The 23,772-nt window shown below is 71.5% G+C and carries 23 protein-coding genes and 1 tRNA gene; 8 read left to right on the top strand and 16 right to left on the bottom strand.

Translation table 11 applies throughout. The annotated features are described in order from the left end of the window. Positions 1–12 precede the first annotated feature (12 nt). The 7 genes from ACW9J6_RS19775 to ACW9J6_RS19745 all read right to left on the bottom strand — a co-directional run bounded on the left by ACW9J6_RS19775 (position 13) and on the right by ACW9J6_RS19745 (position 7,801). A complete protein-coding gene (locus ACW9J6_RS19775; protein ID WP_457118217.1) occupies positions 13–732 on the bottom strand; it encodes a sigma-70 family RNA polymerase sigma factor in 720 nt (239 codons plus the stop codon). Positions 733–1,475: 743 nt separating this feature from the next. Continuing rightward, a tRNA-Leu gene (locus tag ACW9J6_RS19770) sits at positions 1,476–1,560 on the bottom strand. Positions 1,561–1,650: 90 nt separating this feature from the next. Beyond that, positions 1,651–3,063, bottom strand: coding sequence for a 3-isopropylmalate dehydratase large subunit (leuC, locus tag ACW9J6_RS19765; RefSeq protein ID WP_457118216.1), 1,413 nt, complete (start codon positions 3,061–3,063; stop codon positions 1,651–1,653). Between the two features lie 140 nt (positions 3,064–3,203). Next, entirely contained in the window at positions 3,204–4,079 is an 876-nt protein-coding gene (locus tag ACW9J6_RS19760) for a carbohydrate ABC transporter permease (protein ID WP_457118215.1), read from the bottom strand. A 102-nt stretch (positions 4,080–4,181) separates the two neighbouring features. Further along, positions 4,182–5,126 (bottom strand): carbohydrate ABC transporter permease, encoded by a 945-nt coding sequence (locus ACW9J6_RS19755; RefSeq protein WP_457118214.1) that lies wholly within the window; start codon positions 5,124–5,126, stop codon positions 4,182–4,184. 188 nt (positions 5,127–5,314) lie between these two features. After that, positions 5,315–6,625: an ABC transporter substrate-binding protein gene (locus ACW9J6_RS19750; protein WP_457118213.1), complete on the bottom strand. Its 1,311-nt coding sequence runs from the start codon at positions 6,623–6,625 to the stop codon at positions 5,315–5,317. An 81-nt stretch (positions 6,626–6,706) separates the two neighbouring features. After that, entirely contained in the window at positions 6,707–7,801 is a 1,095-nt protein-coding gene (locus ACW9J6_RS19745) for an ABC transporter ATP-binding protein (RefSeq protein ID WP_457118212.1), read from the bottom strand. Positions 7,802–8,082: 281 nt separating this feature from the next. Between ACW9J6_RS19745 and ACW9J6_RS19740 the strand changes: the two genes are divergently transcribed. The 4 genes from ACW9J6_RS19740 (at position 8,083) to ACW9J6_RS19725 (ending at position 14,339) form a co-directional block, all read left to right on the top strand. Continuing rightward, complete coding sequence (locus ACW9J6_RS19740; RefSeq protein WP_457118285.1) at positions 8,083–9,027, top strand: 2-hydroxyacid dehydrogenase; 945 nt, start codon at positions 8,083–8,085, stop codon at positions 9,025–9,027. After that, complete coding sequence (locus ACW9J6_RS19735; protein WP_457118211.1) at positions 9,024–9,788, top strand: AprI/Inh family metalloprotease inhibitor; 765 nt, start codon at positions 9,024–9,026, stop codon at positions 9,786–9,788. Before ACW9J6_RS19740 ends, ACW9J6_RS19735 begins: the two co-directional genes overlap by 4 nt. 596 nt (positions 9,789–10,384) lie before the next feature. Continuing rightward, positions 10,385–11,473 (top strand): DUF2278 family protein, encoded by a 1,089-nt coding sequence (locus ACW9J6_RS19730; RefSeq protein ID WP_457118210.1) that lies wholly within the window; start codon positions 10,385–10,387, stop codon positions 11,471–11,473. A gap of 19 nt (positions 11,474–11,492) precedes the next feature. After that, a complete protein-coding gene (locus tag ACW9J6_RS19725; RefSeq protein WP_457118209.1) occupies positions 11,493–14,339 on the top strand; it encodes a phospholipase D-like domain-containing protein in 2,847 nt (948 codons plus the stop codon). A 90-nt stretch (positions 14,340–14,429) separates the two neighbouring features. Here the strand turns inward: ACW9J6_RS19725 and ACW9J6_RS19720 are convergent, their stop codons facing one another. Next, the gene (locus ACW9J6_RS19720; protein WP_457118208.1) at positions 14,430–14,816 is read right to left on the bottom strand and encodes a BrnA antitoxin family protein; all 387 of its coding nucleotides are present in this window, start codon (positions 14,814–14,816) and stop codon (positions 14,430–14,432) included. Positions 14,817–15,262: 446 nt separating this feature from the next. Between ACW9J6_RS19720 and ACW9J6_RS19715 the strand changes: the two genes are divergently transcribed. Beyond that, on the top strand, positions 15,263–16,426 hold the full coding sequence (locus tag ACW9J6_RS19715; protein ID WP_457118207.1) for an iron-containing alcohol dehydrogenase: 1,164 nt from the start codon (positions 15,263–15,265) through the stop codon (positions 16,424–16,426). A gap of 20 nt (positions 16,427–16,446) precedes the next feature. Here the strand turns inward: ACW9J6_RS19715 and ACW9J6_RS19710 are convergent, their stop codons facing one another. Both ACW9J6_RS19710 and ACW9J6_RS19705 read right to left on the bottom strand, forming a co-directional pair. Then, positions 16,447–16,593 carry a hypothetical protein gene (locus ACW9J6_RS19710; protein WP_457118206.1) on the bottom strand — a complete coding sequence of 49 codons (147 nt, stop codon included), beginning with the start codon at positions 16,591–16,593 and terminating at the stop codon, positions 16,447–16,449. A 194-nt stretch (positions 16,594–16,787) separates the two neighbouring features. After that, positions 16,788–17,948, bottom strand: a complete 1,161-nt coding sequence (locus tag ACW9J6_RS19705) for an ABC transporter substrate-binding protein (RefSeq protein WP_457118284.1) — start codon at positions 17,946–17,948, stop codon at positions 16,788–16,790. A gap of 273 nt (positions 17,949–18,221) precedes the next feature. Between ACW9J6_RS19705 and ACW9J6_RS19700 the strand changes: the two genes are divergently transcribed. After that, entirely contained in the window at positions 18,222–18,695 is a 474-nt protein-coding gene (locus tag ACW9J6_RS19700) for a YaiI/YqxD family protein (protein ID WP_457118205.1), read from the top strand. A 24-nt stretch (positions 18,696–18,719) separates the two neighbouring features. Here the strand turns inward: ACW9J6_RS19700 and ACW9J6_RS19695 are convergent, their stop codons facing one another. The 3 genes from ACW9J6_RS19695 to ACW9J6_RS19685 form a co-directional block, all read right to left on the bottom strand. Next, the gene (locus tag ACW9J6_RS19695; protein WP_457118204.1) at positions 18,720–18,902 is read right to left on the bottom strand and encodes a hypothetical protein; all 183 of its coding nucleotides are present in this window, start codon (positions 18,900–18,902) and stop codon (positions 18,720–18,722) included. Between the two features lie 271 nt (positions 18,903–19,173). Next, a complete protein-coding gene (locus tag ACW9J6_RS19690) occupies positions 19,174–19,383 on the bottom strand; it encodes a cold-shock protein (RefSeq protein WP_457118203.1) in 210 nt (69 codons plus the stop codon). A gap of 217 nt (positions 19,384–19,600) precedes the next feature. Next, positions 19,601–19,807, bottom strand: coding sequence for a hypothetical protein (locus ACW9J6_RS19685; protein ID WP_457118202.1), 207 nt, complete (start codon positions 19,805–19,807; stop codon positions 19,601–19,603). 70 nt (positions 19,808–19,877) lie between these two features. Here ACW9J6_RS19685 and ACW9J6_RS19680 point away from each other — a divergent pair, with 70 nt between their 5' ends. Together ACW9J6_RS19680 and ACW9J6_RS19675 are read left to right on the top strand one after the other, a co-directional pair. After that, on the top strand, positions 19,878–20,600 hold the full coding sequence (locus tag ACW9J6_RS19680; RefSeq protein WP_457118201.1) for a spermidine synthase: 723 nt from the start codon (positions 19,878–19,880) through the stop codon (positions 20,598–20,600). 187 nt (positions 20,601–20,787) lie between these two features. Continuing rightward, positions 20,788–20,997, top strand: a complete 210-nt coding sequence (locus ACW9J6_RS19675) for a hypothetical protein (RefSeq protein ID WP_457118200.1) — start codon at positions 20,788–20,790, stop codon at positions 20,995–20,997. An 88-nt stretch (positions 20,998–21,085) separates the two neighbouring features. On the opposite strand, the gene ACW9J6_RS19670 is transcribed toward ACW9J6_RS19675, so the two are convergent. From ACW9J6_RS19670 to ACW9J6_RS19660, 3 genes are all read right to left on the bottom strand, one after another. Then, positions 21,086–21,856 carry an SDR family NAD(P)-dependent oxidoreductase gene (locus ACW9J6_RS19670; protein ID WP_457118199.1) on the bottom strand — a complete coding sequence of 257 codons (771 nt, stop codon included), beginning with the start codon at positions 21,854–21,856 and terminating at the stop codon, positions 21,086–21,088. Positions 21,857–21,987: 131 nt separating this feature from the next. After that, the gene (locus tag ACW9J6_RS19665; protein WP_457118198.1) at positions 21,988–22,902 is read right to left on the bottom strand and encodes a bestrophin family protein; all 915 of its coding nucleotides are present in this window, start codon (positions 22,900–22,902) and stop codon (positions 21,988–21,990) included. A gap of 83 nt (positions 22,903–22,985) precedes the next feature. Beyond that, complete coding sequence (locus tag ACW9J6_RS19660; protein ID WP_457118197.1) at positions 22,986–23,642, bottom strand: OmpA family protein; 657 nt, start codon at positions 23,640–23,642, stop codon at positions 22,986–22,988. Positions 23,643–23,772 lie beyond the last annotated feature (130 nt).

The raw sequence follows: 23,772 nt of genomic DNA, 5'->3' as shown, positions 1-23,772 counted from the left end.
CCGCCGGCCGCCTCAATGCGGGCCGCTCGCCCCGCGCGCCCGGTCGGCCTCGTGGCCAAGGGCCTCCGCCAGGGCGCTGCGGGCGCGGCTGACCCGGCTCTTCACCGTGCCGACCTGGACGCCCATCAGCGCGGCGGCCGCCTCGTAGGTCAGGCCCTGCGTGGCGACGAGCAGGAGCGCCTCGCGCTGCGAGGCCGGCAACTGGCCCAGCCGCTTCCAGACGTCCCGCAGGGCGACGCCGTCCTCCTGGTCGGGCAGCGCCATCATCTGCGTCGCGGCGGCGCCGTCGACGTCCTCCACCTCCCGGCGGAGCTTGCGGTGCTGCGTGTAGAACTGGTTGCGCAGGATGGTGAAGAGCCACGCCTTCATGTTCGTGCCCGGCGCGAACCGGTGCTGGTTCTGCCACGCCTTCAGCAGCGTCTCCTGCACGAGGTCGTCGGCGTGGACGACGCTGGTGGTCAGCGACAGCGCGAAGCCGCGCAGCGCCGGCAGGACCCCGAGCAGGTCCTGGCGGAACGTCGAGGCCGGCTGGTCCGCCAGGGCGGATTCCAGGCGCACCAGCAGGTCGAGGACGGTCCGGGGCGGCTCGGTCACGATCGCCGCGTAGGCGGCCCGCAACTGAGTCCCGAGATGATCGTGCACGACGCGCGGCAGACGGGGCCGCGCGTCGGCCGTCGGGCTCTCCGGCGCCGTCCGCTCCGGCACGGCGGGACCCTTCCGGTCAGGAACCATGATGCCTCTTGCTGTCATTCGCACCTGAGCCGACCCGAACAAGCCAGCCGGAACGGTGCGGCTTCTGGCAGGGAGACCCTGAACGTCGCCTGTATGACTGCCAAGCGCGCAATCTCAACTAGGTTTCTGGATCTTTGCAGCTTTGCCTTATTGAAGGTAAATGGCTTTTTGATTGAAAATCGTACTGAAAGTATTTCTGGACCCGCGAAAGTTCTGGGCGCGGTGCGTCCGACGCCGGACTGGTCGACAGCATACGATGCCCAGCATCACACCAGATGAGCGCGGGCTTCCGGTCGGGCCAGCGGGCGGGACGGTGAGCGCGGTCCCGCCGGGAACGGCGTTGCGTCGCGCGGGCGGCCGGCCGGCGCTGCCCCGCGGCGGGGAGCAGGGGATGGTCCAGCACCACCTGGCCGAGGCCCGCGCCAAGCTCGCCCATCCGCAGCGGCTGGAGCGCGCACTCACGGGGATGGTCGACACCTGCCCCGGGGAGCGACGTCCCGCGCTGCCCGATCCTGGACGCGCTCATGGACGGGGGGGAGCCCGCCGGCGGCTGACGCCGCGCGGGTCGACCGCAACCTGGGTAATGCCGCTCGGCGTCGCGACGGTACGCGCGGCTTGTCCGGCTCGATCGAGGGACGAGCGACCGGCGCATGGTCGATCGCGGATGTCCGTTTCTCGCAACGTCCGCCTGATGCGGGATCAATCCGGATTTTGCGGGGAGGCTCAACCACTCAGCGAGTGGTTGGTGCCCAGGAGAGGACTCGAACCTCCACGGCTTGCACCACTGGTACCTGAAACCAGCGCGTCTACCAATTCCGCCACCTGGGCCCGAAGCGCCAGCGGCGCCGCGGTGGGCATCGTTTAGTGGGGGGCGGGCTCAGCGTCAACGGGGAAAACGTGAGCCCGCCACCGAAAGCGTCACACGGAGCGCGGCCACTCGCGGATGTCGACGAAGTGGCCCTCCAGGGCCGCCGCCGCCGCCATCGCCGGGGAGACGAGGTGCGTGCGGCCCTTGTGGCCCTGGCGGCCCTCGAAGTTGCGGTTCGAGGTCGAGGCGCAGCGCTCGTGCGGCTTCAGCCGGTCGGCGTTCATGCCCAGGCACATCGAGCAGCCCGGCTCGCGCCAGTCGAAGCCGGCCTCGATCAGGATCCGGGCGATCCCCTCCTCCTCGGCCTGCTGCTTCACCACGCCGGAGCCCGGCACCACCATGGCGCTCACGTTCGGGTGGACCTTGCGGCCCTCCACCATCCGCGCCACCACCCGCAGGTCCTCGATGCGGCCGTTGGTGCAGGAGCCGATGAACACCTTGTCGAGGCCGATCTCGGTGATCCGCTGGCCGGGCGCGAGGCCCATATAGGCGAGCGCCTGCTCCTTCGAGCGGCGGATATTGTCGTCCGCGATCGCCGCCGGGTCCGGCACCCGACCCTGCACCGAGACCACGTCCTCGGGACTGGTGCCCCAGGTCACGATCGGCGGCAGGTTGGCCGCGTCGAGCCGCACCTCGCGGTCGAAAGACGCGCCCTCGTCGGTGACGAGGCTCTCCCAATAGGCCCGCGCCCGGTCGAAGGCCGCGCCCTTGGGGGCCTTCGGGCGGTCCTTGACGTACGCGAAGGTGGTGGCGTCCGGCGCCACCATGCCGGCCCGGGCGCCGCCCTCCACCGACATGTTGCAGATCGTCATCCGGCCCTCCATCGAGAGGCTCCGGATCGCCTCGCCGGCATATTCCAGCACGTGGCCGGTGCCGCCCGCGGTGCCGATCTCGCCGATGATCGCCAGGATGATGTCCTTGGCGGTGACGCCGGCGGGAAGCCTCCCGTCCACCGTCACCCGCATGTTCTTGGCCTTCTTCTGGATCAGCGTCTGGGTGGCGAGCACGTGCTCCACCTCCGAGGTGCCGATGCCGTGGGCCAGCGCCCCGAAGGCGCCGTGGGTCGAGGTGTGGGAATCGCCGCAGACGATCGTCTGGCCCGGCAGGGTGAAGCCCTGCTCCGGCCCGATGATGTGCACGATGCCCTGACGCCGGTCGAGAGCGTCGTAGTACTCGATGCCGAAGTCGCGGACGTTGGCGGCCAGCGTCTCGATCTGCGTGCGGCTCTCCGGATCCTCGATGCCGAGGCTGCGGTCCGTGGTCTGGACGTTGTGGTCCACTACCGCGAGCGTCTTCTCCGGGTGGCGCACCTTGCGCCCGGCGAGCCGAAGCCCCTCGAAGGCCTGGGGCGAGGTCACCTCGTGCACGAGGTGGCGGTCGATGTAGAGGAGGCAGGTGCCGTCCGGCTGACGATCGACGACGTGGTCGTCCCAGATCTTGTCGTAGAGGGTGCGCGGGGCCATGGCGTGAGGTGCCTTGTGGTGTTTTCTTGCACAGACCAGCCCGGTCGCGGGCCGTTCCTCGCGATGTAATATGGCGCGGCGCGGCGCGCAAAGGGCGCACGGCGCCTTGCCGCCGCGCGCCCGGAGCAGGGCCGCGCAGCCTATTCCTTCACGGCGCCGGTCATCGCCGAGACGTAGTGCTCCACGAAGAACGAGTAGAGGATCACGAGGGGCAGCGAGCCCACCAGCGCGCCGGCCATCAGCGAGCCCCAGCGGTAGATGTCGCCGTCCACGAACTCGCTCACCACCGCGACCGGCACCGTCTTGTTCGGGGTCGAGGACAGGAAGGTCAGCGCGTAGATGAACTCGTTCCAGCACAGCGTGAGCGAGAAGATCCCGGCCGAGATCAGCCCCGGCACGGCCAGCGGCAGGATGATCCGGGTCAGGATCTGCCAGCGCCCGGCGCCGTCGATCAGCGCGCATTCCTCCAGCTCGTAGGGAATCGTCTTGAAGTAGCCCATCAGAAGCCAGGTCGAGAACGGGATCAGGATGGTCGGGTAGACCAGGATCAGGGCGAGCGGCGAGTCGAACAGCCCGTAGGCCTGGATGATGGTCGCGAGCGGGATGAACAGGATCGAGGGCGGCACCAGGTAGGCGAGGAAGATCGCCGCGCCGACGAGCGCCGCGCCCCGGTAGCGGATGCGCACGATCGCGTAGGCCGCGAGCACGCTCGCGAACAGCGACAGCCCGGTCGCCGCCACCGAGACCAGCATCGTGTTCCAGAGCCAGCGGGGATACTGAGTCTCGAACAGCAGCTTGGTGATGTGCTTGAGCGTCGGGGACACCACGAAGAACGGGTTGTAGGTCTCCATGTCGATGAGCTGCTCGTCCGGTTTGATGGCGGTCAGCGCCATCCAGTAGAACGGGAACAGCAGCACGACGAGGATGACCCCGAGGGGCAGGTACACGGTCACGAGCCGGCGCGGCAGCGTGTCCAGATAGGCCATGCCCTCGGAATGGTCGGCGGCCTGTGCCATCGGGTGTCTCCCTGGGGCATTTTCCGCTGACGTGGATGCCGGTTCAGCGGAGAAAATGCGACCAAAACAAAGAAAGAGAGCGAGAGGCGATCGCCTCTCGCTCTAGCCGGACTGCCACTTGCGGTTCTGCAGGCCGAACCACGAGATCAGGATGGCGACGAGCAGGAAGGGCACCATCGCGGTGGCGATCGCCGCGCCCTCGCCGAGGCTGCCCGACAGGATGCCGCGCTGGTAGGACAGGGTCGCCATCAGGTGGGTGGCGTTGACCGGCCCGCCGCGGGTCATCGCCCAGATCAGCTGGAAATCCGTGAAGGTGAACAGGACCGAGAAGGTCATCACCACGGCGATGATCGGGGTGAGCAGCGGCAGCGTGATGTGGCGGAAGTTCTGCCAGGGCGTGGCCCCGTCGATCGTCGCCGCCTCGTAGAGCGAGGGCGACACGGTCTGCAGGCCGGCGAGCAGGGTGATGGCGATGAAGGGCACGCCGCGCCAGATGTTGGCGAAGATCACGCAGATTCGCGCGGAATTCGGGTCGCCCAGGAAGTCGATGTTGTGGTCGAGGAGACCGAGATGGCGCAGCGACCACGAGATGATCGAGAACTGACTGTCGAAGATCCACCAGAAGGCGAGCGCCGAGAGCACGGTCGGGACCACGAAGGGGATCAGCACGATCGAGCGGATCAGCGCCTTGAAGGGCAGCCGCTTGTTGAGGAGCAGCGCGAGGTAGAGGCCGATCCCGAACTTCGCCACCGAGGCGACGGCGGTATAGATCAGCGTGTTGAAGACCGAGAGCCAGAAGACGTTGTCGTCCCACAGCCACTCGTAGTTCTCCAGGCCGACGAATTCGCCGCCGCGGCCGATCCGGGTGTCGGTGAAGGAGAGCCAGATGCCCTTCACCAGCGGGTAGGCCAGGAACAGGATCAGGATCAGCGCCGCCGGCATCATGAACCAGACGCCGAGCCAGCCGCGGCTGGTGCGCAGGCGGCTCCAGGCCGAGGGGGCCTCCCGGGCGGAAGCCGCGGGGCGGGCGAGGGCGAGGTCGGCCATGCGGGCCTCCAGGACTCTGGGAACGGGTGACGACGGTGTTGGGCGGGGTGCCCCCGGGGCGGTCACCGGTCACCGCCTGGGCGAACGCATCCGATGCCAGCGCGGGATCCCCTCTCCCACCCGGGAGAGGGGAACCGCGCTTGACCCCGGGGCGTCGGCTCAGGGCGGGAACCGACCCCCCGCCCCGCTCACGCCTGGCGGAAGATGCGCTGGGCCTGCCGCTCCGCGTTGCGGATGGCGCCCTTCGCGTCCTCGCGCCCGGTGCAGTAGGAGGCGAACATGTCGACGATCACGAAGTCGGCGAGCACCGCCGCCACCTTCTCGCTCACCGGGGCGAGGCCGCCCGCCGCCAGCGTCCGGGTCGAGGCCTCGCCGAACACCTTGTTCTTCGGGTCCTTCGTCCAGATCGGGTTGTTGGCGTAGGCCCGCAGCGGGTGGCAGAGATAGCCCTGCGCCGCCTCCAGCCACGCATTGTAGTTCTGCGCCTCCAGCGCGAAGGCCATGAAGGCTTTGCAGGCGTTCGGCGCCTTCGTGTAGGTGTAGGCCAGGATCGGGAAGGCGAGCTGGAATTCCGTCGGCTTGCCGGACTTGCCGACCGGATAGGCGGCGTGGTCCATGTCCTCGGCGATGTCCTTGCGCTCGGTCTTGGCCGAGGCGTAGATCGAGATGCCGTTGTTGGTGAGGTAGAGCTCGCCCGACAGGAACGCCTTGTTGTTCGAGGAATCGTTCCACGAGACCGTGCCGGGAATGAAGGTCTCGTAGAGGCTCTTCACGTAGTCCAGCGCCTTGGCGGTCTCCGGCGAGTTGATGACGATCTTCTCGTTGGCATCGACCAGATAGGCGTCGTGCGACCACAAGGCCCAGTGGATCCAGGAATTGGCGTCGCCGGTGGCGTGCCCCATCGCGAAGCCGGCCGGCGTGTTGTTCTTCTTGAGGCCGCGGCAGAGTTCGAGGAAGCCGCCGAGATCCTCCGGGAACTTGCTGAACCCGGCCTTGTTCATGGCGGCGACGCGGTAATTCATGTAGCCACCGTTGAAGGCCATCGGGATCGCGATCCACTTGCCCTTCACCTTGCCGTAGGCCTCGGCCGCGGGCAGCCAGCCGCCGTACTTCTTGCCGAGGTAGTCGGCGACGTCGCCGACCTCCAGGCACTTCGACGGGAACAGCGCCGGGAAGGAGTAGAGGCCCCAGACCATGTCCGGTCCCTGGCCGGTATTGGCCGCCACCGAGGCCTTGGGCTGGATGTCGTCGAAGGATTCGCTCGTCACCGTGACGGGCACGCCGGTCGCCTTGGTGAAGGCGTCGACGAGGCGCATGAAGGCCTCGTCCTCGGAGGGGATGAAGCGCTTCCAGCGCAGGAGCTTGAGCGAGGCCCCGGCCTCCGGCTTCCACTGGCTCTCCTGGGCCCAGGCCCGGGCGAAGCCGTCGAGGCCGCCGGCCGCGGACAGGCCCAGGGCGGCGCCCGCTTTCAGGATCTGGCGACGGTCGAAGGACGTCATCGTGGCGTTACTCCCGATCGGTGTGGCGGGGGCTTGCCGCCCCTCTGCGAGGATGAGGGCCGGGCCGCCAGGCCCGGACGCTCAGTTCAGGCGACGGCCGCTCTCGGCGTCGAACAGGTGGACCAGGGCCGGATCGGCCGTGATGCCGATCCGCTCGCCGGGGCGGGCGGCGATGCGCTCGCGGAACACGCAGGCGATGTCGCGGCCGACATCCTTGACCACGTCGGCGGCGGCCGATTCGCCCGGCGGGCGCACCAGCACCAGGGTCTCGGAGCCGGTGGGCTCCACCACCGCGACCTCGACCGGAACGCCGTCGGGGCTCAGGGCCACGTGCTCGGGGCGCAACCCGTAGACCGCCCGCATGCCCTCGGCGGGGCGCGCGCCGCGCGTCGGCAGCGGCAGGGTGAGGCCGCCATCCGTGCGGAACTGCCCACCCGTCACCGCGCCCTTCATGAAGTTCATCGCCGGCGAGCCGATGAAGCCCGCCACGAACAGGTTGTCGGGCCGGTCGTAGAGGTCGAGGGGGGCGCCGATCTGCTCGACGATGCCGTCGTGCATCACCACGATCTTGTCGGCCATGGTCATGGCCTCGATCTGGTCGTGGGTGACGTAGACCGTGGTGGTGCGCAGCCGCTGGTGCAGCTCCTTGATCTCGGCCCGCATGGCGACGCGCAGCTTGGCGTCGAGGTTCGACAGCGGCTCGTCGAACAGGAAGACCTGCGGGTCGCGCACGATCGCCCGGCCCATCGCCACGCGCTGGCGCTGCCCGCCCGAGAGCTGGCGCGGGTAGCGGTCGAGGAGCTTGTCGAGGCCCAGGATCGCGGCGGCGCGGCCCACCCGCTCGTTGATCTCGGCCTTGGGCGCCTTCCTGAGCTTCAGCGAGAAGGCCATGTTGTCGCGCACGCTCATGTGCGGGTAGAGCGCGTAGTTCTGGAACACCATCGCGATGTCCCGCTCCTTGGGCGGCACCGCGTTGACGACGCGGGACCCGATCCGGATCTCGCCCGCCGTGATGTTCTCCAACCCCGCGATCATCCGCAGCAGCGTCGACTTCCCGCAGCCCGAGGGGCCGACCAGGATGACGAATTCTCCGTCCTCGATGTCGATCGAGACCCCGTGCAGGATCGCGGTCGTACCGAAGGATTTCTGGACGTTCCTGATCTCGAGTCCGGCCATCGCCTCGTCCTCCCGCCGCTCTTAGAGACCGGCCCGGAGGGGCCGGCAGGGGGTGACGGCGGAGCGGCAGCGCTGCCACAGCTCGGCGACGGAAGCGTGACGGCGCGGCGCGTCGGGCGTCATAGGCGATCCTTCCCTGCATCCGGGCGGCTTGCCGCCTCTCTGATTTCAAGGCCATCATCCGCACCCGAGGGCGCGAGATCAAGCGCCCCGGCCTGCATCTATCGTCGGATGCCGGCCCCATCCCCCGGGAGACGCGCTTGAAGTCCACCGAACTCCTGATGCTGCGGCCGATGATGCCGCTCGTCACCGAGGCCCTCGACCGCCACTTCACGCTGCACCGCGCCGGGCCCGACACGGATCCCGACCGGCTGATCGCGGAGGTCGGCCCCCGGGTGAAGGGCATGGCGGTGAGCCACGTGCAGGTGGACGACGCCCTCCTCGACCGGCTGCCGGCCCTGGAGATCGTCGCGAATTTCGGCGTCGGCTACGACACGATCGACGCGGCGGCCTGCGGGCGGCGGGGAATCGTGGTGACGAACACCCCCGACGTGCTCACCGACGAGGTGGCCGACCTGACGCTCGGGCTGCTGCTCGCCACCGTGCGGCAGATCCCGCAGGTCGACCGCTACCTGCGGGCCGGCAAATGGCTGGAGAAGCCCTATCCCCTCACCGCGACCCTGCGCGGGCGCCACGTCGGCATCCTGGGCCTCGGGCGGATCGGGCGGGCCATCGCCCATCGCCTCGAGGGATTCGGCGTCACGATCGCCTATCACGGGCGCCGCCGTCAGGAGGACGTGTCCTACGCCTACCACCCGACGCTCCTCGACCTCGCGCGCGCCGTCGACGTGCTGATCGTGGTGGCGCCGGGCGGGCCGGAGACGCGCAACATCGTCGACGCCGAGGTGCTGGCGGCGCTCGGGCCCACCGGAATCCTGATCAACGTCGCCCGCGGCACCCTCGTGGACGAGGAGGCGCTGGTCCAGGCGCTCAAGGACGGCACCATCCACAGCGCCGGCCTCGACGTCTTCGCGGACGAGCCGCGGGTCCCCGCCGAGCTGATCGCGCAGGAGCACGCGGTGCTGCTGCCGCATGTGGGCTCCGCCTCGGTCCATACCCGCGACGCGATGGGGCAGCTCTGCGTCGACAACCTCGTCTCGTGGTTCTCCGGCAAGGGGCCGCTCACCCCCGTTGCCGAGACGCCCTGGCCCCGGACGGCCCGGTGAGGCGCCTCCTCCCGGTCGCCGCGGCGCTCCTCGCCGCGGCGCCGGCCCTCTTCCCCGGGGCGCCGGCCCTGGCCGATCCCGCGCGCCCGCGCAGCGAGGCGGAGGCCCGGGGCACCTGGGCGCTCTCGCTCAACGGCAGCCACCGCCGCTGCGTGGTGACCCTCACCGACGAGGAGGCGCCGGGGGGCCACGCCCTGCGCTTCCCGGCGGGCTGCCGGCGGGCGCTGCCGGTGCTCGGCGCCCTGACCGCGTGGCGCCTGGAGGACGGGGCGCTGCGCCTCGTCGGGCCGGGCGCCAAGGGCCTCGACTTCGCCCTCACCGAGACGCCCGGCGACCTGAAGGCGGATCTCGGCCCCGCCGAGGTCTACGCGCTGGCGCCCGAGGGGCCGCGGGCCGCGCCCCCCGAGGCCCCGGCCGCGACCGTCCAGCCGGCCGCGGTCGCGCCGGCGGCGGAGCCCGCCCGGCCCGCCGCGGATCCCGGGCCGGCGGAGGCCCTGGCGGGCACCTACGCCCTCGACCGCGCCACCCAGAAGGACACCTGCCGGCTCGCCCTCGAGGGCACCGCGGTGCGGGTGCTGGAGGGATGCCGCGACCTCGGCCTGACGGTGTTCGATCCCGTCTCCTGGCGCGCCGAGCCCGGCCGCATCACCCTCGTGGCGCGCCGCGGCCACACGGTGACGCTGGTCCCGGCGGGCGAGGGCCTGTGGCGCCGCGAGCCGGAGGTCGGCATGGCCTTCACGCTCAGGCGGGTGACGCCGTAGCGGTCCCGCGCGGCCAGGGAGACCGCCTCATCGGAATGGTCCCCGGATCGCCGTCACGCGGTCGCGAAGCCGATCGATGCAAGACCCCGGGTCCGGGCGGTCGGAGAGCGTGGCGGCGTCGTGCCAAGCCCTTGGCCACGATCATCCGTCGGTGTCGCCTGCGCCCGGGCGAGGGGTTGCTCGATGCGACCCACAATTGGCTATGATCATCTCAATCTGCGACTCAAAGACATCGATGATGCATTCTAAATGCAACATCAAATCGAATTATCTCTTCTAATTTATTCGATCTGATGGCGCGACCGCATGAAAATTTGATGTATTCTAGGATTATATCGTTTGCTTGCGTCGGATCCGCAAAGAACCAAAAGACATTCCTCGACAGTCATCATCAAGTCGGCAAATGAATCACGAGTGACCTCCGACGACAGCGCGTCTCGGCGACTTGCCATTTCGGACACCAAGGATCACTATCGAGGTCGTCAACGATAGGACAGCAGCGGCCGCACCAGCGCCGGCGTCTCGAAAGCCGGTCGCGCGGCGGCCGACTCCGCTCGCGCGGCGGCTGTCCGCGTGGCGTGAGGGAGGGGAGACACATGCCGCACCATCGTCCTCATCGGCCGCGCCAAGGCGCGGGGCAGGGCGGCTACGGGGTCCTGCGCGGACACCCGGTGGAGATGCGGACGGAGCCGGACGATCCGACATCGCCGCATGTCCAGATCCGGATCGAGGCGGCGGACGAGACCTGGCGGATCGCCGTCAACGTGAAGTCCTCCGTCCGGCGCGGCGAGGGCGAGCGCAGCTCGATCCTCCTGCACCGGGCGATCGACGGCTTCGATCACCCGCTCCTCGACCGGGTGCGGGACGTCGCGGCGGGCTTCACGCCCCTCGCGCCCCGGCCCGACAGCGGAGCCCTCGACTTCATCCGCGGCAACCTGTTCGACCCGCAGGACATGACGCTGCTGCCGCCGACCGACGAGGACGGGTCGGGCCGCGACCTCAACGATCTGCTGGCCGGCTTCGTGAACCCGGCGATCGCCGACCGCGGGGCGGAGATCTTCGCCTTCGGCACGCCCTGGGGCCCGGAGGAGAACGCCGACAAGGTATTCGGCTTCGCGCCGGGCCGGGGCATCCACAACATCCACATGAACCAGGGCAACCCGCGCGGCTTCCACGACGAGGACAACGGCGTCTGGCATGACGGCGGCCTGCTGATCCGCTTCCCGCGCACGGAGCGCTGGGTGGCGGTCTTCCTCGCCTTCCAGAGCCAGGCGTGGCACACCGACGACCGCACCGGCGACGCCCTGCCCGGCAGCACCGGGCCGGAGGCGCGCCGCTTCGACCCGACGACCTTCCGGCCGGCCCCTCCGGAGGCGCAGCCCGCGCCCGTCGTCACCCTCGCGGCGGCGCGCCGGGGCGGCCCCGCCCCGGCGGTCCTGCTCCTCAACGGCACCGGCGCCGACGTCGCGCTCGACGGCTGGGCCCTCGCCGGGGGCACCGGCGCGCGCCAGCCTCTGGCGGGCCGTCTCCCAGGGGGCGGGACCCTCGAAGTGCCCGTCACCGAGACCCTGCTGCCGGCGGGGGGCGGGATCGTCTCGCTCCTCGACGCGGCCGGGCTGAAGGTGGACGGCGCCGCCTACCGGGCGGCCGACCTCGCCCGCGGCGGCTGGACCCAACTCGGCTGACGCGGCCGGAGGGCGCACCATGATTCCCGACGATTACCAGCTCGCCCAGACCCGCGCGCGCTTCCAGGCGAGCGCCGAGAGGCGGGCGCGCAACGAGCGGCTGATCGCCGAGGGCCGCCTGCTCCAGGTCGACACCCCCGACCGGGTGAACAAGTTCCTGGCCCGGCGCGGGATCGTGCCGTCCCCGACCGGGTACGAACTCGCCGCCCCGGCGGCGGCCGGCGAGCAGGACCTCGCGGCCGGCACCGGCGAGGTGCTGGAGCGCATCATCGGGACCAGCGACCTGATGGGGGTGTCGTTCCTGGAGACCGGCCTGCGCGTCGCCCGGTCGGTGGCGCGGGTCTGGGTGGACGTCCAGGCCGGGCAGCCGGCGGCCTACGGGACCGGCTTCATGGTCTCGCCCCGCCTGCTCCTCACCAACCACCACGTCCTCGGCGACCCGGCCGTGGCGGCGCGCTCGCTGGTGCAGTTCGACTACGCGCTCCAGGCGAGCGGCATCCCCTACCCCTCCGCCACCTTCGCGGTGGACGCCGCCACCTTCCACCTCGCGGACCAGCACCTCGACTACGCGCTCGTCGCCCTCGTGCCCGTCTCCGGGGACGGGCGCGGGCTCGCGGAATTCGGGTGGAACAAGCTCCTGGCCGAGGAGGGCAAGACCATCGCGGCCCAGTACGGCAACATCATCCAGCATCCGAACGGGGAGATGAAGCAGCTCACGCTCCGGGAGAACCGGATCGTCGACGTGCTGCCCGAGTTCCTGCACTACACCTCCGACACGCTCGGGGGCTCGTCGGGATCGCCGGTCTACAACGACCGCTGGGAGGTGGTGGCGCTGCACCATTCCGGCATCTGGAAGACCAACGCGGCCGGCCAGCCGCTCACCGTCGAAGGCACGGTCTGGCAGCCGGGCATGGACGAGAACCGCATCCAGTGGCTCTACAACGAGGGGGTCCGGGTCTCGTCCCTCGTCGCGCAGATGCGCCAGCAGCGCCTCTCCCTCGACCGGCAGGCCCTGCTCGACGCGATGCTGCAGGGCGCGGCGCCCGCCCTGCCGCCGCCGCCGCGGACGCGCGAGACGGCGTCGCTGCCCCCGGCTGGGCCGGAGACGGCCGGCGGAGGTCCGGCGCGGACCGGGCCCGCCACCTGGACGATCCCGATCACGATCTCCGTCGCGGTCGGCGAGGCCGGCGCGGCGGCCGGACCGGCCGTCCCGACGGTGCCCGCGCTCGCCGCCGCCGCGACCGTCCCCGCCTCCCCTCCCCGGGATCCGGCCGCGCCGGCCTCCGAGGGCGCGGTGCTCGACGCGGCACGCCAGGCCTTCAACCGCCCGGACGTGATCCGGGTGCGCTGGGGCTACGTGTTCCGGGACGGCGCGATCACCCGGGAGCGCGCGCTCGTGGCGACGGTGCGGGAACGCCGGAGCCTCGCGGCCCTGCGCGCCTCCGGCATGGACCCCCTGCCCGACAGCTTCATGGGTTTCCCCGTCGAGGTCACCGGGCCGCTGCCGGAGGACCTGATCGCCCAAACGAGCGGCCCGGCCGGGCGGGAATTGTTCGGACGGCTCGCCGACATCGCCCAGGAGATCACCTACGTGCCGCCGCCGGGCGTCCCGCTCCAGCAGGTCAAGGCGCCGATGCGCGTGCTGGCGCATCTGAGCCCCGACATCGGCTGGCCGACCCTTAAGGCGTTCCTGGCCGGAACCCGCGACCGGCTGGTGGTCGGCATGTACGATTTCGGCGCCCAGCACATCGTCGACCAAGTCATCGCCACGGGGCGCAAGCGCGGCTTCGACAAGATGACCCTGACCATGCGCCGCCACGGCTCCCTCGACGACGGGGTCAAGGGCGACGACCTCGACAACGAGGAGGCCGCGACGCGGATCGAGGCGGCGCTGAAGACCCGGTTCGAGTGCGCCTTCGTGACGATCGGGACCGTCAACGGCTGGGTCGCCCGGGCCTACCACATCAAGGTCGCGGTGCGCGACGAGGCCGCCTTCTGGCTGTCGAGCGGCAACTGGCAGAGTTCGAACCAGCCGGACATCGCCCCGATCACGGACAAGCCCCCGTCGATCACGCCGCTGAGGACCTACAACCGGGAGTGGCACGTCATCGTGGAGCATGCCGGCCTGGCGCAGACGCTCCAGGCCTACCTTCTGAACGATTTCGCCAACAACCCGGCCGCCGCCGAGGAGGCGAGTGCGGCTCTGCCCCCGCTGCCGGACCTCTTCGTGCCGGTCGCCGCGCCGGGCCTCGAAGCGGCGGCGCAGTTCCGCTACTTCGCCCCCTTCGACGAGACTCGCGAGTTCGACGTCACGCCGCTCCTCACGCCGGACGGCTTCGTGGACCCGGTGGTGGCGCTGATCGAGGAGGCGCAATCCGAGATCCTGGTCCAGAACCAGACCTTCGACGCGCCCACGAAGGACCAGGACGCACTTGAGCGCCTGATCGACGCCCTGATCGCCCAGCAGCAGCGGGGGATCGCCGTCCGGGTGATCATCCGCAGCTTCATGCCGAGCAAGGACCGGGACAACCTGGAGCGGTTGACCGAGCGCGGCCTCAAGATCGGGACCGTGCGGTTCCAGCCCAACAGCCACACCAAGGGCGTCGTCGTGGACCGCCGGAAGGTGCTGATCGGAAGCCAGAACTGGTCGCAGGCGGGGGTCACCCTGAACCGGGACGCGAGCCTGCTGTTCGACGACGCCCCGCTGGCACGCTACTTCGCGGAGGTCTTCGAGCACGATTGGTCGGTCCTGGCTTCGGCCCGGATCGGCTCGGAGGCGATCGGCCCGCGGCTGGCGGCCCCCGGCGAGGCGACGCCGGCCGGCTTCCGGCGCGTGAACGCGGCGGCGTTCCTCAGCCCGTCGTGAGCCATCCGACACCACGCGCCCGATGCCGGCAGAGGGGCGATGAGGAACACCGCCCGCCGCCGCAGAGCGATCAGGCCCGGTTCGGCGTCGTCACGCGCGGCCGCTCCGGCGCGGGCCGCCGCCGACACGTCCCTCCCCGCTCTCCGGCTCCCGCGCGTTCGACCGTGCCGCACCGCGCGCGAGGGCCTCGTGCATCCGCGACTGCCATCCCGCGCCGCCGGCCTTGTAGGAGGCCAGCACGTCGGGATCGATGCGGAGCGTGACCTGCACCCGCTTGTTCGGCGACCTCGGACGCCCGCGCCTCGTCAGGGCCTCGAACAGGGCTGGCGGCAGCACCTCCCGCGCCGGTCGCATCCCGGCCAGTTCCTCATCCGTCATCTCGCGGGCGTCCGGGTCCGCGGCCATGCGGGCCTGCAGGTCCGCCTCGTCCGCGTCGCTCAGGAGCGGCACGCTGTCAGGCTTGACGGTGCGCGTCATAGGCTTTCCTCTCGCGGTTACTGGCGGCGCGCAAACTGATCGCCGAGATCGCCTCCGTCCCGAGGAGTGAGAAGGCCAATGAGACGAGCGCTCCGTCGAGGTAGCCGGTCGCCATGAACCGGGCGCCATGAACCGGGCACCACCGTGCCGGCCGTCATAGCTCCGGCTGATCTGCGCCGTGCCCCATTCGAAGCGGTCACGCGCATCGGCGAAGTCGAGCCCGTGCCCGGTTAGCGGAGCCCGCCGGTTCTTCTCGCGCTTGTGCTCGTCCTACACCATCAGCACGGCATTATGGTAGCTACCGAAACGGAGACGCACAAGGCGAAACGGCACCGGTCGAAAAGTCGCCGGGAGGCGGCCGCGCACGAAGCGACCGGCCGGGCGTCTCTCCCGGTGCCAGCCACCGTGCTAGACTCGGCCGCCTTCACCCTCGACGAGATCCGCCGATGAGGCCCTTCAGCTTCCAGACCAGCCCCAACATCCTGTTCGAGCCCGGCGCCGCCGGAAAACTGCCGGAGATCGTCCAGGGCTTCGGAGCGCGGCGCGTGCTCCTGGTGACGGATCGCGGCGTGCGCGGGGCGGGGCTGACCGGGGCGGCGGAGGCCGCCCTGCGGGAGGCGGGCCTGCATCTCGCCGTCTACGAGGAGGTGGTCGCGGACCCGCCCGCCGCCATCGTCGAGGCCGGGGCCGCCCGCGCCCGGGCCGAGGAGGCCGACCTCGTGCTGGCGATCGGCGGCGGCTCGGCCCTCGATACGGCCAAGCTCATCGCCTACCTCGCCCGCAGCGACGCGCCGCTCGACTCGCTCTACGGGGTCGGGCTCGCGCGGGGACATCGCCTGCCGCTCGTCCTGGTCCCGACCACCGCCGGGACCGGCTCCGAGGTCACCCCGATCGCGATCGTCACCACGCCCTCCGAGGAGAAGAAGGGCGTCGTCTCCCCCCGCCTCCTGCCGGACTGGGCGGTGCTCGACCCCGACCTCACCCTCGGCCTGCCCGCCCCGGTCACGGCCGCGACCGGCATTGACGCGATGGTCCACGCCATCGAGGCCTATACGAGCCGGCACCGGAAGAACCCGCTCTCCGACCAGCTCGCCCGGGAGGCCCTGCGACTCCTGTCGGGGAACATCCGCACGGCCTGCCGGCAGGGGACGGACCGCGAGGCGCGCGGCGCCATGCTGCTCGGCTCCATGTTCGCCGGCATGGCCTTCGCGAACGCGCCGGTGGCCGCCGTGCACGCCCTCGCCTACCCGATCGGCGCCCTCTTCCACGTGACGCACGGCCTGTCGAACGCCCTGGTGCTGACCGGCGTGCTGCGGTTCAACCTGCCGGCGGCGGAGGGCCTCTACGCCGAGCTCGCGCCGATCCTCGATCCCGGCGCGGCCGGCCTGCCCGCGCCCGCTTCGGCCGAGCGCTTCGTGGCGAGCCTGGAGGCGATCGGCCGGGATTGCGGCGTCCCCGCCTCGCTGGCGGCGGTCGGGATCGGCGAGGCCGACCTCGACCGGCTCGCCGCCGACGCCATGAAGCAGACCCGGCTCCTCGTGAACAACCCGCGGGAGGTCACCCTGGCCGATGCCCGCGCGATCTACGCGGGCGCGCTCGCCGGGGTGTGACGCCTGCGCGGCGGCCCCGCTCAGAGGACCAGCAGAACCAGCACCACGGTCGCCAGCGAGCCGAGGATCGCGAGGCCGAGGGCGGTGAAGCTGGCGAGGGCGCCGTCCGGGTACACCGCGGGGCGGGCCGGAGCGGCAACGGAGTGAGCCGTGATGGTGGCGGTCATCGCAGGATCCTCGGGCGGAGCGCCGGAACGGCCCCGACCGACGAACCATCCCGGCGGGCGGACAGCCGCGCCTTGATCGGGATCAAGGCGCGGCGCGGACCGCCCGCCCGGCCACGACGCGCCCGGGCGCGCCCGCGAGCCGAACCCCTGACTGCCGAGACCGCGCTCAGCCCCTGCCGCTCAGCTCTTGCCGCTCAGCTCTTCCCGACCAGCGGGCAGCCGCCCTCGTTGAGGGGACGGAAGGCCTGCTCGCCCGGGATCGTCTCCAGGAGCTTGTAGACGTCCCACTCGCCCTTCGACTCGGACGGCTTCTTGACCTCGAACAGGTACATGTTGTGGATCTTGCGGCCGTCCGGCCGGATGGTGCCCTTGCCGAACAGGGGGTCCTCCGTCGGGTGGGACTTCATCCAGGCCATGGTGGTCTGGGGGTCCTTGGAGTTCGTGGCCGTGATCGCCTTGAGGTAGTGGAGCAGGCCCGCGTAGACGCCGGCGTGGTTCATGGTCGGCATCCGGCCCTCGTTGCGGGGCTGGAAGCGCTCCGCGAAGGCCCGGGTCTCCGGGTTGAGGTCCCAGTAGAACGACTCCGTCAGCACCAGCCCCTGCGCGGTCTGCAGCCCGATCGAGTGCACGTCGACCACGTAGATCAGCAGGGCGGCGAGCTTCTGGCCGCTGTCCGTCAGGCCGAACTCGTGGGCCTGCTTGACGGCGTTGATGGTGTCGCCGCCCGCATTGGCGAGCCCGATGACCTTCGCCTTCGAGGCCTGCGCCTGCAGGAGGAAGGACGAGAAGTCCGAGGACGGGAACGGCACCCGCGACGCCCCCAGCACCTTGCCGCCGTTCTTCTCGACCACCGTCGTGGTGTCGGTCTGCAGCGCGATCCCGAAGGCGTAGTCGGCCGTGAGGAAGTACCAGGTGTCGCCGCCGCGCTTCAGCATCGCCTTGCCGGTGCCGTTGGCCAGCGCGACCGTGTCGTAGGTCCAGTGGATGGTGTTGGGCGAGCAGGCCTTGCCCGTGAGGTCGGCGGAGCCGGCACCGGAATTGATGAAGATCTTGTTCTTCTCGCGCGTGACCTGACTGACCGCGAGCGCCACCGAGGAGGTCGGGACGTCGAAGATGGCGTCCACGCCGTCCCGGTCGTACCAGCTGCGGGCGATGCCGGCCCCGACATCCGGCTTGTTCTGGTGATCGGCGGAGACGATCTCGACGCGGACGTCCTTGTTGGTCTTGGCGAAATCCTCGGCCGCCATCTGGGCGGCGACGACCGACCCGCGGCCGCCGGTATCCGAGTACACGCCGGACATGTCGTTCAACACGCCGATCTTGACGACGATCTCGGCGCGTCCCGCCGTGGTCATCGCCACGAGAAGTCCGAAAGACAAGAGCAGATTCGCTCCGCGCGCGGCCATGGCATCCTCCCCACAATGTTGTTCGGCTTTGGTTGGCAGGATCCGGCCAGAATGAGCCTGGTTCGTCAAGCGCAGAGGCGGGAGCGACCGCGGATCACGGGCGCCCGGCGGCCGTCGTCCCACGGTTTCGTCGGCGGCGCTGTCGCTCGCCGGGCGCCGGGTGTAGACCCGGGCCGGCCGCGCCCCGCGGCGGCGCCCGAGCGAGAGGGGCGTGACCCAGCCATGACGCAGCACGACGCCATCGCGGTCTACATCGACGCGGATGCCTGCCCGGTGAAGGACGAGGTCTACCGGGTGGCCGGGCGCTACGGGCTGCACGTCTTCGTGGTCGCCAACAGCGTCATGACGATTCCCCGCGAGCCGTGGATCGAGCGCGTCGTGGTGGCGGGGAGCTTCGACGCGGCCGACGACTGGATCGCCGAGCGGGCCGGGCCGGCCGCCATCGTGGTCACGGCCGACGTGCCCCTGGCGAGCCGCTGCGTGCGGGCCGGCGCCACGGTCCTCGCCCCGACCGGCAAGGCGTTCACCGATTCCTCGGTCGGCCTCGCGCTCGCGACCCGCAACCTGATGCAGGACCTGCGCGAGGCCGGACTCGTCTCGGGCGGACCGCGGCCCTTCTCGCCCAAGGACCGCTCGGCCTTCCTGGGCGCCCTCGACCGGGCCGTGGTCCGGCTGCGCCGCGCGCGGGGCGGCTGACCGCCGGCCCCGGCCGGCGGGCGGTCACGATTCGGAGCTGTCTGGGGGCGGGGTCTCGGGGGGCCGGGGCTTCTGGAAGGACTTCGCCTTGGGCGCCCGCGGCGCACCCGGCTCCGGGCGGGGCTCCGGCGCGAGGCGCGCCATGCGCGCCTTGAATTCCTCGGTCGAGGGGCCGCGCGCGGCGCCCGTGATGAAACTCTTGGCCATGCTCGGCCTCCAGGTTGTCCGGCCGGCCGGCCGCGGCGCGCGGACGGCTCTCATGGCCCGGATGGGTCGCGCGCGGATCGGGCTGGTGCGGCGCTCGGGCCCGCCACCGCGCCCGACCGCCGTTCGGGGCCGGGACGGCGGTGCGGATGGGCCCGATCCGCGGTCGAGGCGAGAGCGGCGCCCGATCGCGCTGCGACCGGGCGCCGCTCCAGGTGCTCGATGGTGCCGCATGTCCTCCGCTGAAGCGGGAACCGCTTCAGCGGGACGGGCTCTAGGCCGCCCGGAGGCTGCCGGCGGATTGCTTGCCGCTGCGCCGATCCGTCTCCAGCTCGTAGGAGATCTTCTGGCCCTCGTTGAGGGTGGGCAAGCCCGCCCGCTCGACGGCCGAGATGTGGACGAAGACGTCCTTGCCGCCGTCATCCGGCTGGATGAAACCGAAGCCCTTTTGGCCGTTGAACCACTTGACGGTACCGGTGCTCATGATCGCGTCCGTATTTTCACGAGTGTGCGCAAACGCTCGACGCCCGCACAGCGCGGTCGAGCACGATTCATCGATGGATTTGGAGAGAGTTTCAGAGCGTGCGCCCACCGATGACGGGGCGGAGAGGCCCGGAGTTCCGGCCAAAATTCGACGACTTCAATATGGGCCAATTCACCCGGACTGACAAGGCGCCCGGGCGAGAAAGCCCCGTCCGGGGTCAGCGCCGCCGCGGCTCCGCGTTGGTGCGGAACGCCCGCTCGACCGCCGCGAGGGCCTGCGCGCGGGCCTTGGCCTCGGTCTCGTGCGGCCGATCGGAGCGTTCCAGAAGCTTGCCGTGCTTGCGGATGGCCCAGCCGAACATGCCCTTCGGCGTGGCGAGCGGTGAAACTTCGATGGTGAAGGGGTACAGGCTGGGATCGGTCATCGACGGGACATCGCACGATCGGCCCTCCGGGGCCACCGCCGCGGTCCGTCCAGCCGGGGAGATCCGTTTCGTGACAGAGTGGGTTGAGGTCGATACCGGTGCCATCCCGGGCGAGCGCGAGCCGATGCGCCTGATGCGGCGGGGCGACGCGTTCACGATCTGCGTCGGCACGATCGAGCTGATGAGCGATCAGGTCGGGGCCTCCGAGGCGGCGCTGGCCACCCTGGCCTGCGGTCCCCTGCGGGACCGGCCCGGGGCGCGGGTGCTGATCGGCGGGCTCGGCATGGGCTTCACGCTGCGGGCCGCCCTCGCCGTCCTTCGGCCGGACGCCCGGGTCGTGGTGGCCGAGTTGGTGCCGGCCGTGATCGCCTGGGCGCGCGGGCCCCTGGCGCACCTCTTCGCCGGCCTCCTCGACGACCCGCGCGTCGAGATCCGGGAGGACGACGTCAAGCGCGTTATCCAGGAGCGGCCGGCCCATTACGACGCGATCCTCCTCGACGTCGACAACGGGCCGCAGGGCGCGACCCGGCCGGAGAACGACCGGCTCTACGACGGCTGGGGCCTGAAGCGGGCGCGCCACGCCCTGCGGCCGGACGGGATCCTCGGCGTGTGGTCGGGCGGGCCGGACCGGAAGTTCAAGGCGCGCCTGCGCAACACCGGCTTCGCCGTGGAAGAGGTCCGGGTGCCCGCGAGCGCGACGAGCCGCCGCCGCAACGTCCTCTGGCTCGCCCGCGCGGTCGGCGACATCGCCCATCCGTTCCGGTGGCCGGAGCCCGCGGCGGATCCCGCGTGACGCCCGCTCCCCCTCCGGCGAGGCCTCGGCCGATGCGCCCGCGCGGGTGAGCGGGGATCGCCCCGGTCCCCGGACGAGGGGCCCGCGAAGGGGGCGCGGCGCCGGAACCATCCGCCGGGCCGGGCGTCTCCCCCCATGGGGTGCGGGCAGCGCCCCTCCCCCCTGTCCGACCGAGCGGGAGATCCGGATGGCCACGCTCTTCATCGGCAGCGTCCGCACGCGCAGCGGCTACCGGCCGCCGGTCACGGTCCGGGCGGGCTCTCCGTCGGAGGCGCTGCGCTTCCTGCGCGCGCGCTACCCCGAGGACCACGTGGAGGCGGTGCTGCCGACGCGGTGGTGGCCCCCGACCTCCGACACGGGCCGCACCGTCGGCGACGTGCGCGAGCACCGGGGCTGAGCGGGACGGCGACCCCTCACCCGGTGTCCGGGCGAGGGCCCGGCGCCGCGGAACCCGGCCTCGCGCGAAGGCCCCGCCGGATGGCGGATCAGCCCCGCTTCACCGCGAAGGGACCGAAGGCCTGCATCACCGGCATCATCTGCATGCGGTTGATGTTCAGGTGGCGCGGCAGGATGCAGGACCAGAAGATCGTCTCGGCGATGTCCTCGGCCGACATCGGGGTCATGCTCTCGTAGGTCTTGGCCGCCTTGGACGCGTCGCCCTGGAAGCGCACCAGCGAGAACTCCGTCTCGGCCATGCCGGGCTCGATGTTCGTCACCCGCACGTTGTGGCCCAGGAGATCGGACCGCAGGTTGAGGGCGAACTGCTTCACGAAGGCCTTGGTCGCCCCGTAGACGTTGCCGCCCGGATACGGGTAGTCGCCCGCCACCGAGCCGAGCAGCACGACGTGGCCCTCGTTGCGGGCCACCATCCCGGGCAGGAAGGCGCGCACCGTCGTGGTGAGGCCGTTGACGTTGGTGGCGATCATCCGCTCCCAATCCTCGATCTCGGCCTCCTGGGCGGGCGCGAGGCCGAGCGCCAGGCCCGCATTGGCGATGCAGACGTTGGGCGCATCGAACCCGGCCGGCAGGGACTCGGCCGCCGCGAACACCGCCGCCCGGTCGGTGACGTCGAGTTCGAGCACGTGGCAGCGCTCGCCGAGCTCCGCCTTGAGGGCGTCGAGGCGGTCGCGGCGGCGGCCGGCGCCGATCACCCGGGCCCCCGCCTCCGCGAAGCGGCGGCAGAGCGCGGCACCGAAGCCGGCGGTCGCGCCGGTGACGAAGACCGTGAGGGTCGAGGGATCGAGCATCGGGATCATCGGGCGGCGCTCCGTCACGCGCCGGCCCGCGGGCCGGCATCGGGGCGAAGTGGGGCGCGACCGCCCGAAGGCGACCGCCCGGGCGTCGTTTTCCCCCATCCCCGCCCGGATCTCCGCCCGGGCGTGGGCCCTCAGCGCAGCACGAAGGCCTCCGGTGCGAGGGGCGGCGGCAGCGGCTCGCCGAGCGCGTCGTGCACGGTCCGCTCGATGCCGCGCAGCATCGCGTCGAGGGGCAGGTCGTTCGGCTCCAGGCCGAACGGCTCCTCCAACTCGTCGCCGAGCGCGTCGAGGCCGAAGAACGTGTAGGCGACGAGGGCCGTCACCACCGGCGTCGCCCAGCCCAGGGAGGCCGCGAGCCCGAAGGGCAGGAGCAGGCAGTACAGCCAGGCCGTGCGGTACAGGAGCAGCGTGTAGGCGAAGGGCAGCGGCGTGCCCTGGATGCGCTCGCAGGCGGTGTGGACCTGCGAGAGGGCGGCGATCCGCGCCTGGAGCTGCGCGAACAGGATGTCCGTGATCGCACCGCGGCGCAGGGCGCCCGCGAGGTCGGCCGCGAGCGCGCCGAGCACCGCGTCGGTGGGGCTCGCGCGGCCCGCGACGCTCTCGCCCGCGGGCAGCCAGGGCAGGGCCGCCGCCGCCTCGTCCTGCCCGCGCAGCCGCGCGTGCAGCGCGTGCGCGAAGCCCGCGAGGCGCCTGAGGCCCGCCGTCCGGGTCCCGGCCTCGGCGGGGTCGGCGAGGAGCACGCGGATCAGCCGCACGAGGTCGCGGGTCTCGGCGATCATGGCCCCCCAGAGCTTGCGGGCCTCCCACCAGCGGTCGTAGCAGGAATTGTTGCGAAAGCTCAGGAAGATCGACAGGGCGAGGCCGACCAGCGTGAAGGGCCCGATCCCCTCGGTCCCCGGGAAGGCGTGCGGGGCGCGGTGCGCGGCCGCGACCACGAGGCCGGCGAGGAGCGTGACGCAGACGACCGGCCGGATCACCTTCGGCAGGATCGAGCCCTGCAACGTGAACAGAACCTCGAACAGGCCGGGACGGGGCCGGACCACCATGCTGCACCTCCGCGCACCCCGGAGGAGCGGGGCGGACCCTCAGGGTCACGGCTCCGTGGCGGCCTGATGGCGGCGTCCGGGCGCTATTCCCGCGAGGCCGCCTTCACCGCCGACATGTTCACCGCGGTGACCCGGCGGTTCTCGGCGGCGAGCGGGTGGGCGGGGTCCTTGAGGCGGGCGCGGCCGTAGCCCACCGCCACCAGGTTGGCGGCCGGCACGCCGTAATTGCGCACGATGTACTGCTTGACCGCCTCGGCGCGGCGCTCGGAGAGGGCCTGGTTGGCCCGGTCGGGTCCGCGGGCGTCGGTGTGTCCGGCGATCATGATCACGCTGCCGGAGAATTGCGGACGCGCCAGCGTGGCCCCCAGGACCTTCACCACCGGCAGGGCCTGCGGGCCGATCTGCGCCGAGCCGTACCCGAAGGGCACGTCGAGGTCGATGCTCGGGCGGTCCGCGGCCGCGGCCGCGAGGCGCTGGCGCTCGTCGTCGGAGAGGGCGGCCCGGTTGCGCAGGGTGTCCAGGAAGGCGCGGCCCTCGCCGCCCGCCTCGTTGCGCACCCCGAGCGTCAGGCCGCGGGTGCGGGGCGGCGGCGAGAGGGCCTCGGCGATCTCGTCCTCGGTCGGGATGGCGGCGCCCGCCGCGCCCTGCGCCCCGGCGCCCGAGAGCGTGCCGAGCAGGATCAGCGCGGAGGCCAGGACCGCGCGGGGAAGGCCGGATCGGGAGACGGGGAACCGGATCATCGGGAACATTCCTCTCGGCGATGGGACGGGAGCCCTAGCAGCCGCCCTTGCAGTGGACGCCGGCCTGGGCCGGGGCCGCGGCCACCAGGGGCACGGCGGCGCCGAGGGCGAGGAGGAGGGCGAGGGCGAG

This window comes from Methylobacterium sp. JK268, assembly GCF_054052225.1.
Note: the sequence above shows the minus strand (reverse complement) of the source record. Positions and strands in the feature narration are given on the sequence as shown.

Coding starts and splice junctions, on each gene's coding strand:
- ACW9J6_RS19775 (WP_457118217.1), bottom strand. CDS start 732: ATGGTTCCTGACCGGAAGGGTCCCGCCGTGCCGGAGCGGACGGCGCCG.
- leuC (WP_457118216.1), bottom strand. CDS start 3,063: ATGGCCCCGCGCACCCTCTACGACAAGATCTGGGACGACCACGTCGTC.
- ACW9J6_RS19760 (WP_457118215.1), bottom strand. CDS start 4,079: ATGGCACAGGCCGCCGACCATTCCGAGGGCATGGCCTATCTGGACACG.
- ACW9J6_RS19755 (WP_457118214.1), bottom strand. CDS start 5,126: ATGGCCGACCTCGCCCTCGCCCGCCCCGCGGCTTCCGCCCGGGAGGCC.
- ACW9J6_RS19750 (WP_457118213.1), bottom strand. CDS start 6,625: ATGACGTCCTTCGACCGTCGCCAGATCCTGAAAGCGGGCGCCGCCCTG.
- ACW9J6_RS19745 (WP_457118212.1), bottom strand. CDS start 7,801: ATGGCCGGACTCGAGATCAGGAACGTCCAGAAATCCTTCGGTACGACC.
- ACW9J6_RS19740 (WP_457118285.1), top strand. CDS start 8,083: ATGCTGCGGCCGATGATGCCGCTCGTCACCGAGGCCCTCGACCGCCAC.
- ACW9J6_RS19730 (WP_457118210.1), top strand. CDS start 10,385: ATGCCGCACCATCGTCCTCATCGGCCGCGCCAAGGCGCGGGGCAGGGC.
- ACW9J6_RS19725 (WP_457118209.1), top strand. CDS start 11,493: ATGATTCCCGACGATTACCAGCTCGCCCAGACCCGCGCGCGCTTCCAG.
- ACW9J6_RS19720 (WP_457118208.1), bottom strand. CDS start 14,816: ATGACGCGCACCGTCAAGCCTGACAGCGTGCCGCTCCTGAGCGACGCG.
- ACW9J6_RS19715 (WP_457118207.1), top strand. CDS start 15,263: ATGAGGCCCTTCAGCTTCCAGACCAGCCCCAACATCCTGTTCGAGCCC.
- ACW9J6_RS19710 (WP_457118206.1), bottom strand. CDS start 16,593: ATGACCGCCACCATCACGGCTCACTCCGTTGCCGCTCCGGCCCGCCCC.
- ACW9J6_RS19705 (WP_457118284.1), bottom strand. CDS start 17,948: ATGACCACGGCGGGACGCGCCGAGATCGTCGTCAAGATCGGCGTGTTG.
- ACW9J6_RS19700 (WP_457118205.1), top strand. CDS start 18,222: ATGACGCAGCACGACGCCATCGCGGTCTACATCGACGCGGATGCCTGC.
- ACW9J6_RS19695 (WP_457118204.1), bottom strand. CDS start 18,902: ATGGCCAAGAGTTTCATCACGGGCGCCGCGCGCGGCCCCTCGACCGAG.
- ACW9J6_RS19690 (WP_457118203.1), bottom strand. CDS start 19,383: ATGAGCACCGGTACCGTCAAGTGGTTCAACGGCCAAAAGGGCTTCGGT.
- ACW9J6_RS19685 (WP_457118202.1), bottom strand. CDS start 19,807: ATGACCGATCCCAGCCTGTACCCCTTCACCATCGAAGTTTCACCGCTC.
- ACW9J6_RS19675 (WP_457118200.1), top strand. CDS start 20,788: ATGGCCACGCTCTTCATCGGCAGCGTCCGCACGCGCAGCGGCTACCGG.
- ACW9J6_RS19670 (WP_457118199.1), bottom strand. CDS start 21,856: ATGATCCCGATGCTCGATCCCTCGACCCTCACGGTCTTCGTCACCGGC.
- ACW9J6_RS19665 (WP_457118198.1), bottom strand. CDS start 22,902: ATGGTGGTCCGGCCCCGTCCCGGCCTGTTCGAGGTTCTGTTCACGTTG.
- ACW9J6_RS19660 (WP_457118197.1), bottom strand. CDS start 23,642: ATGATCCGGTTCCCCGTCTCCCGATCCGGCCTTCCCCGCGCGGTCCTG.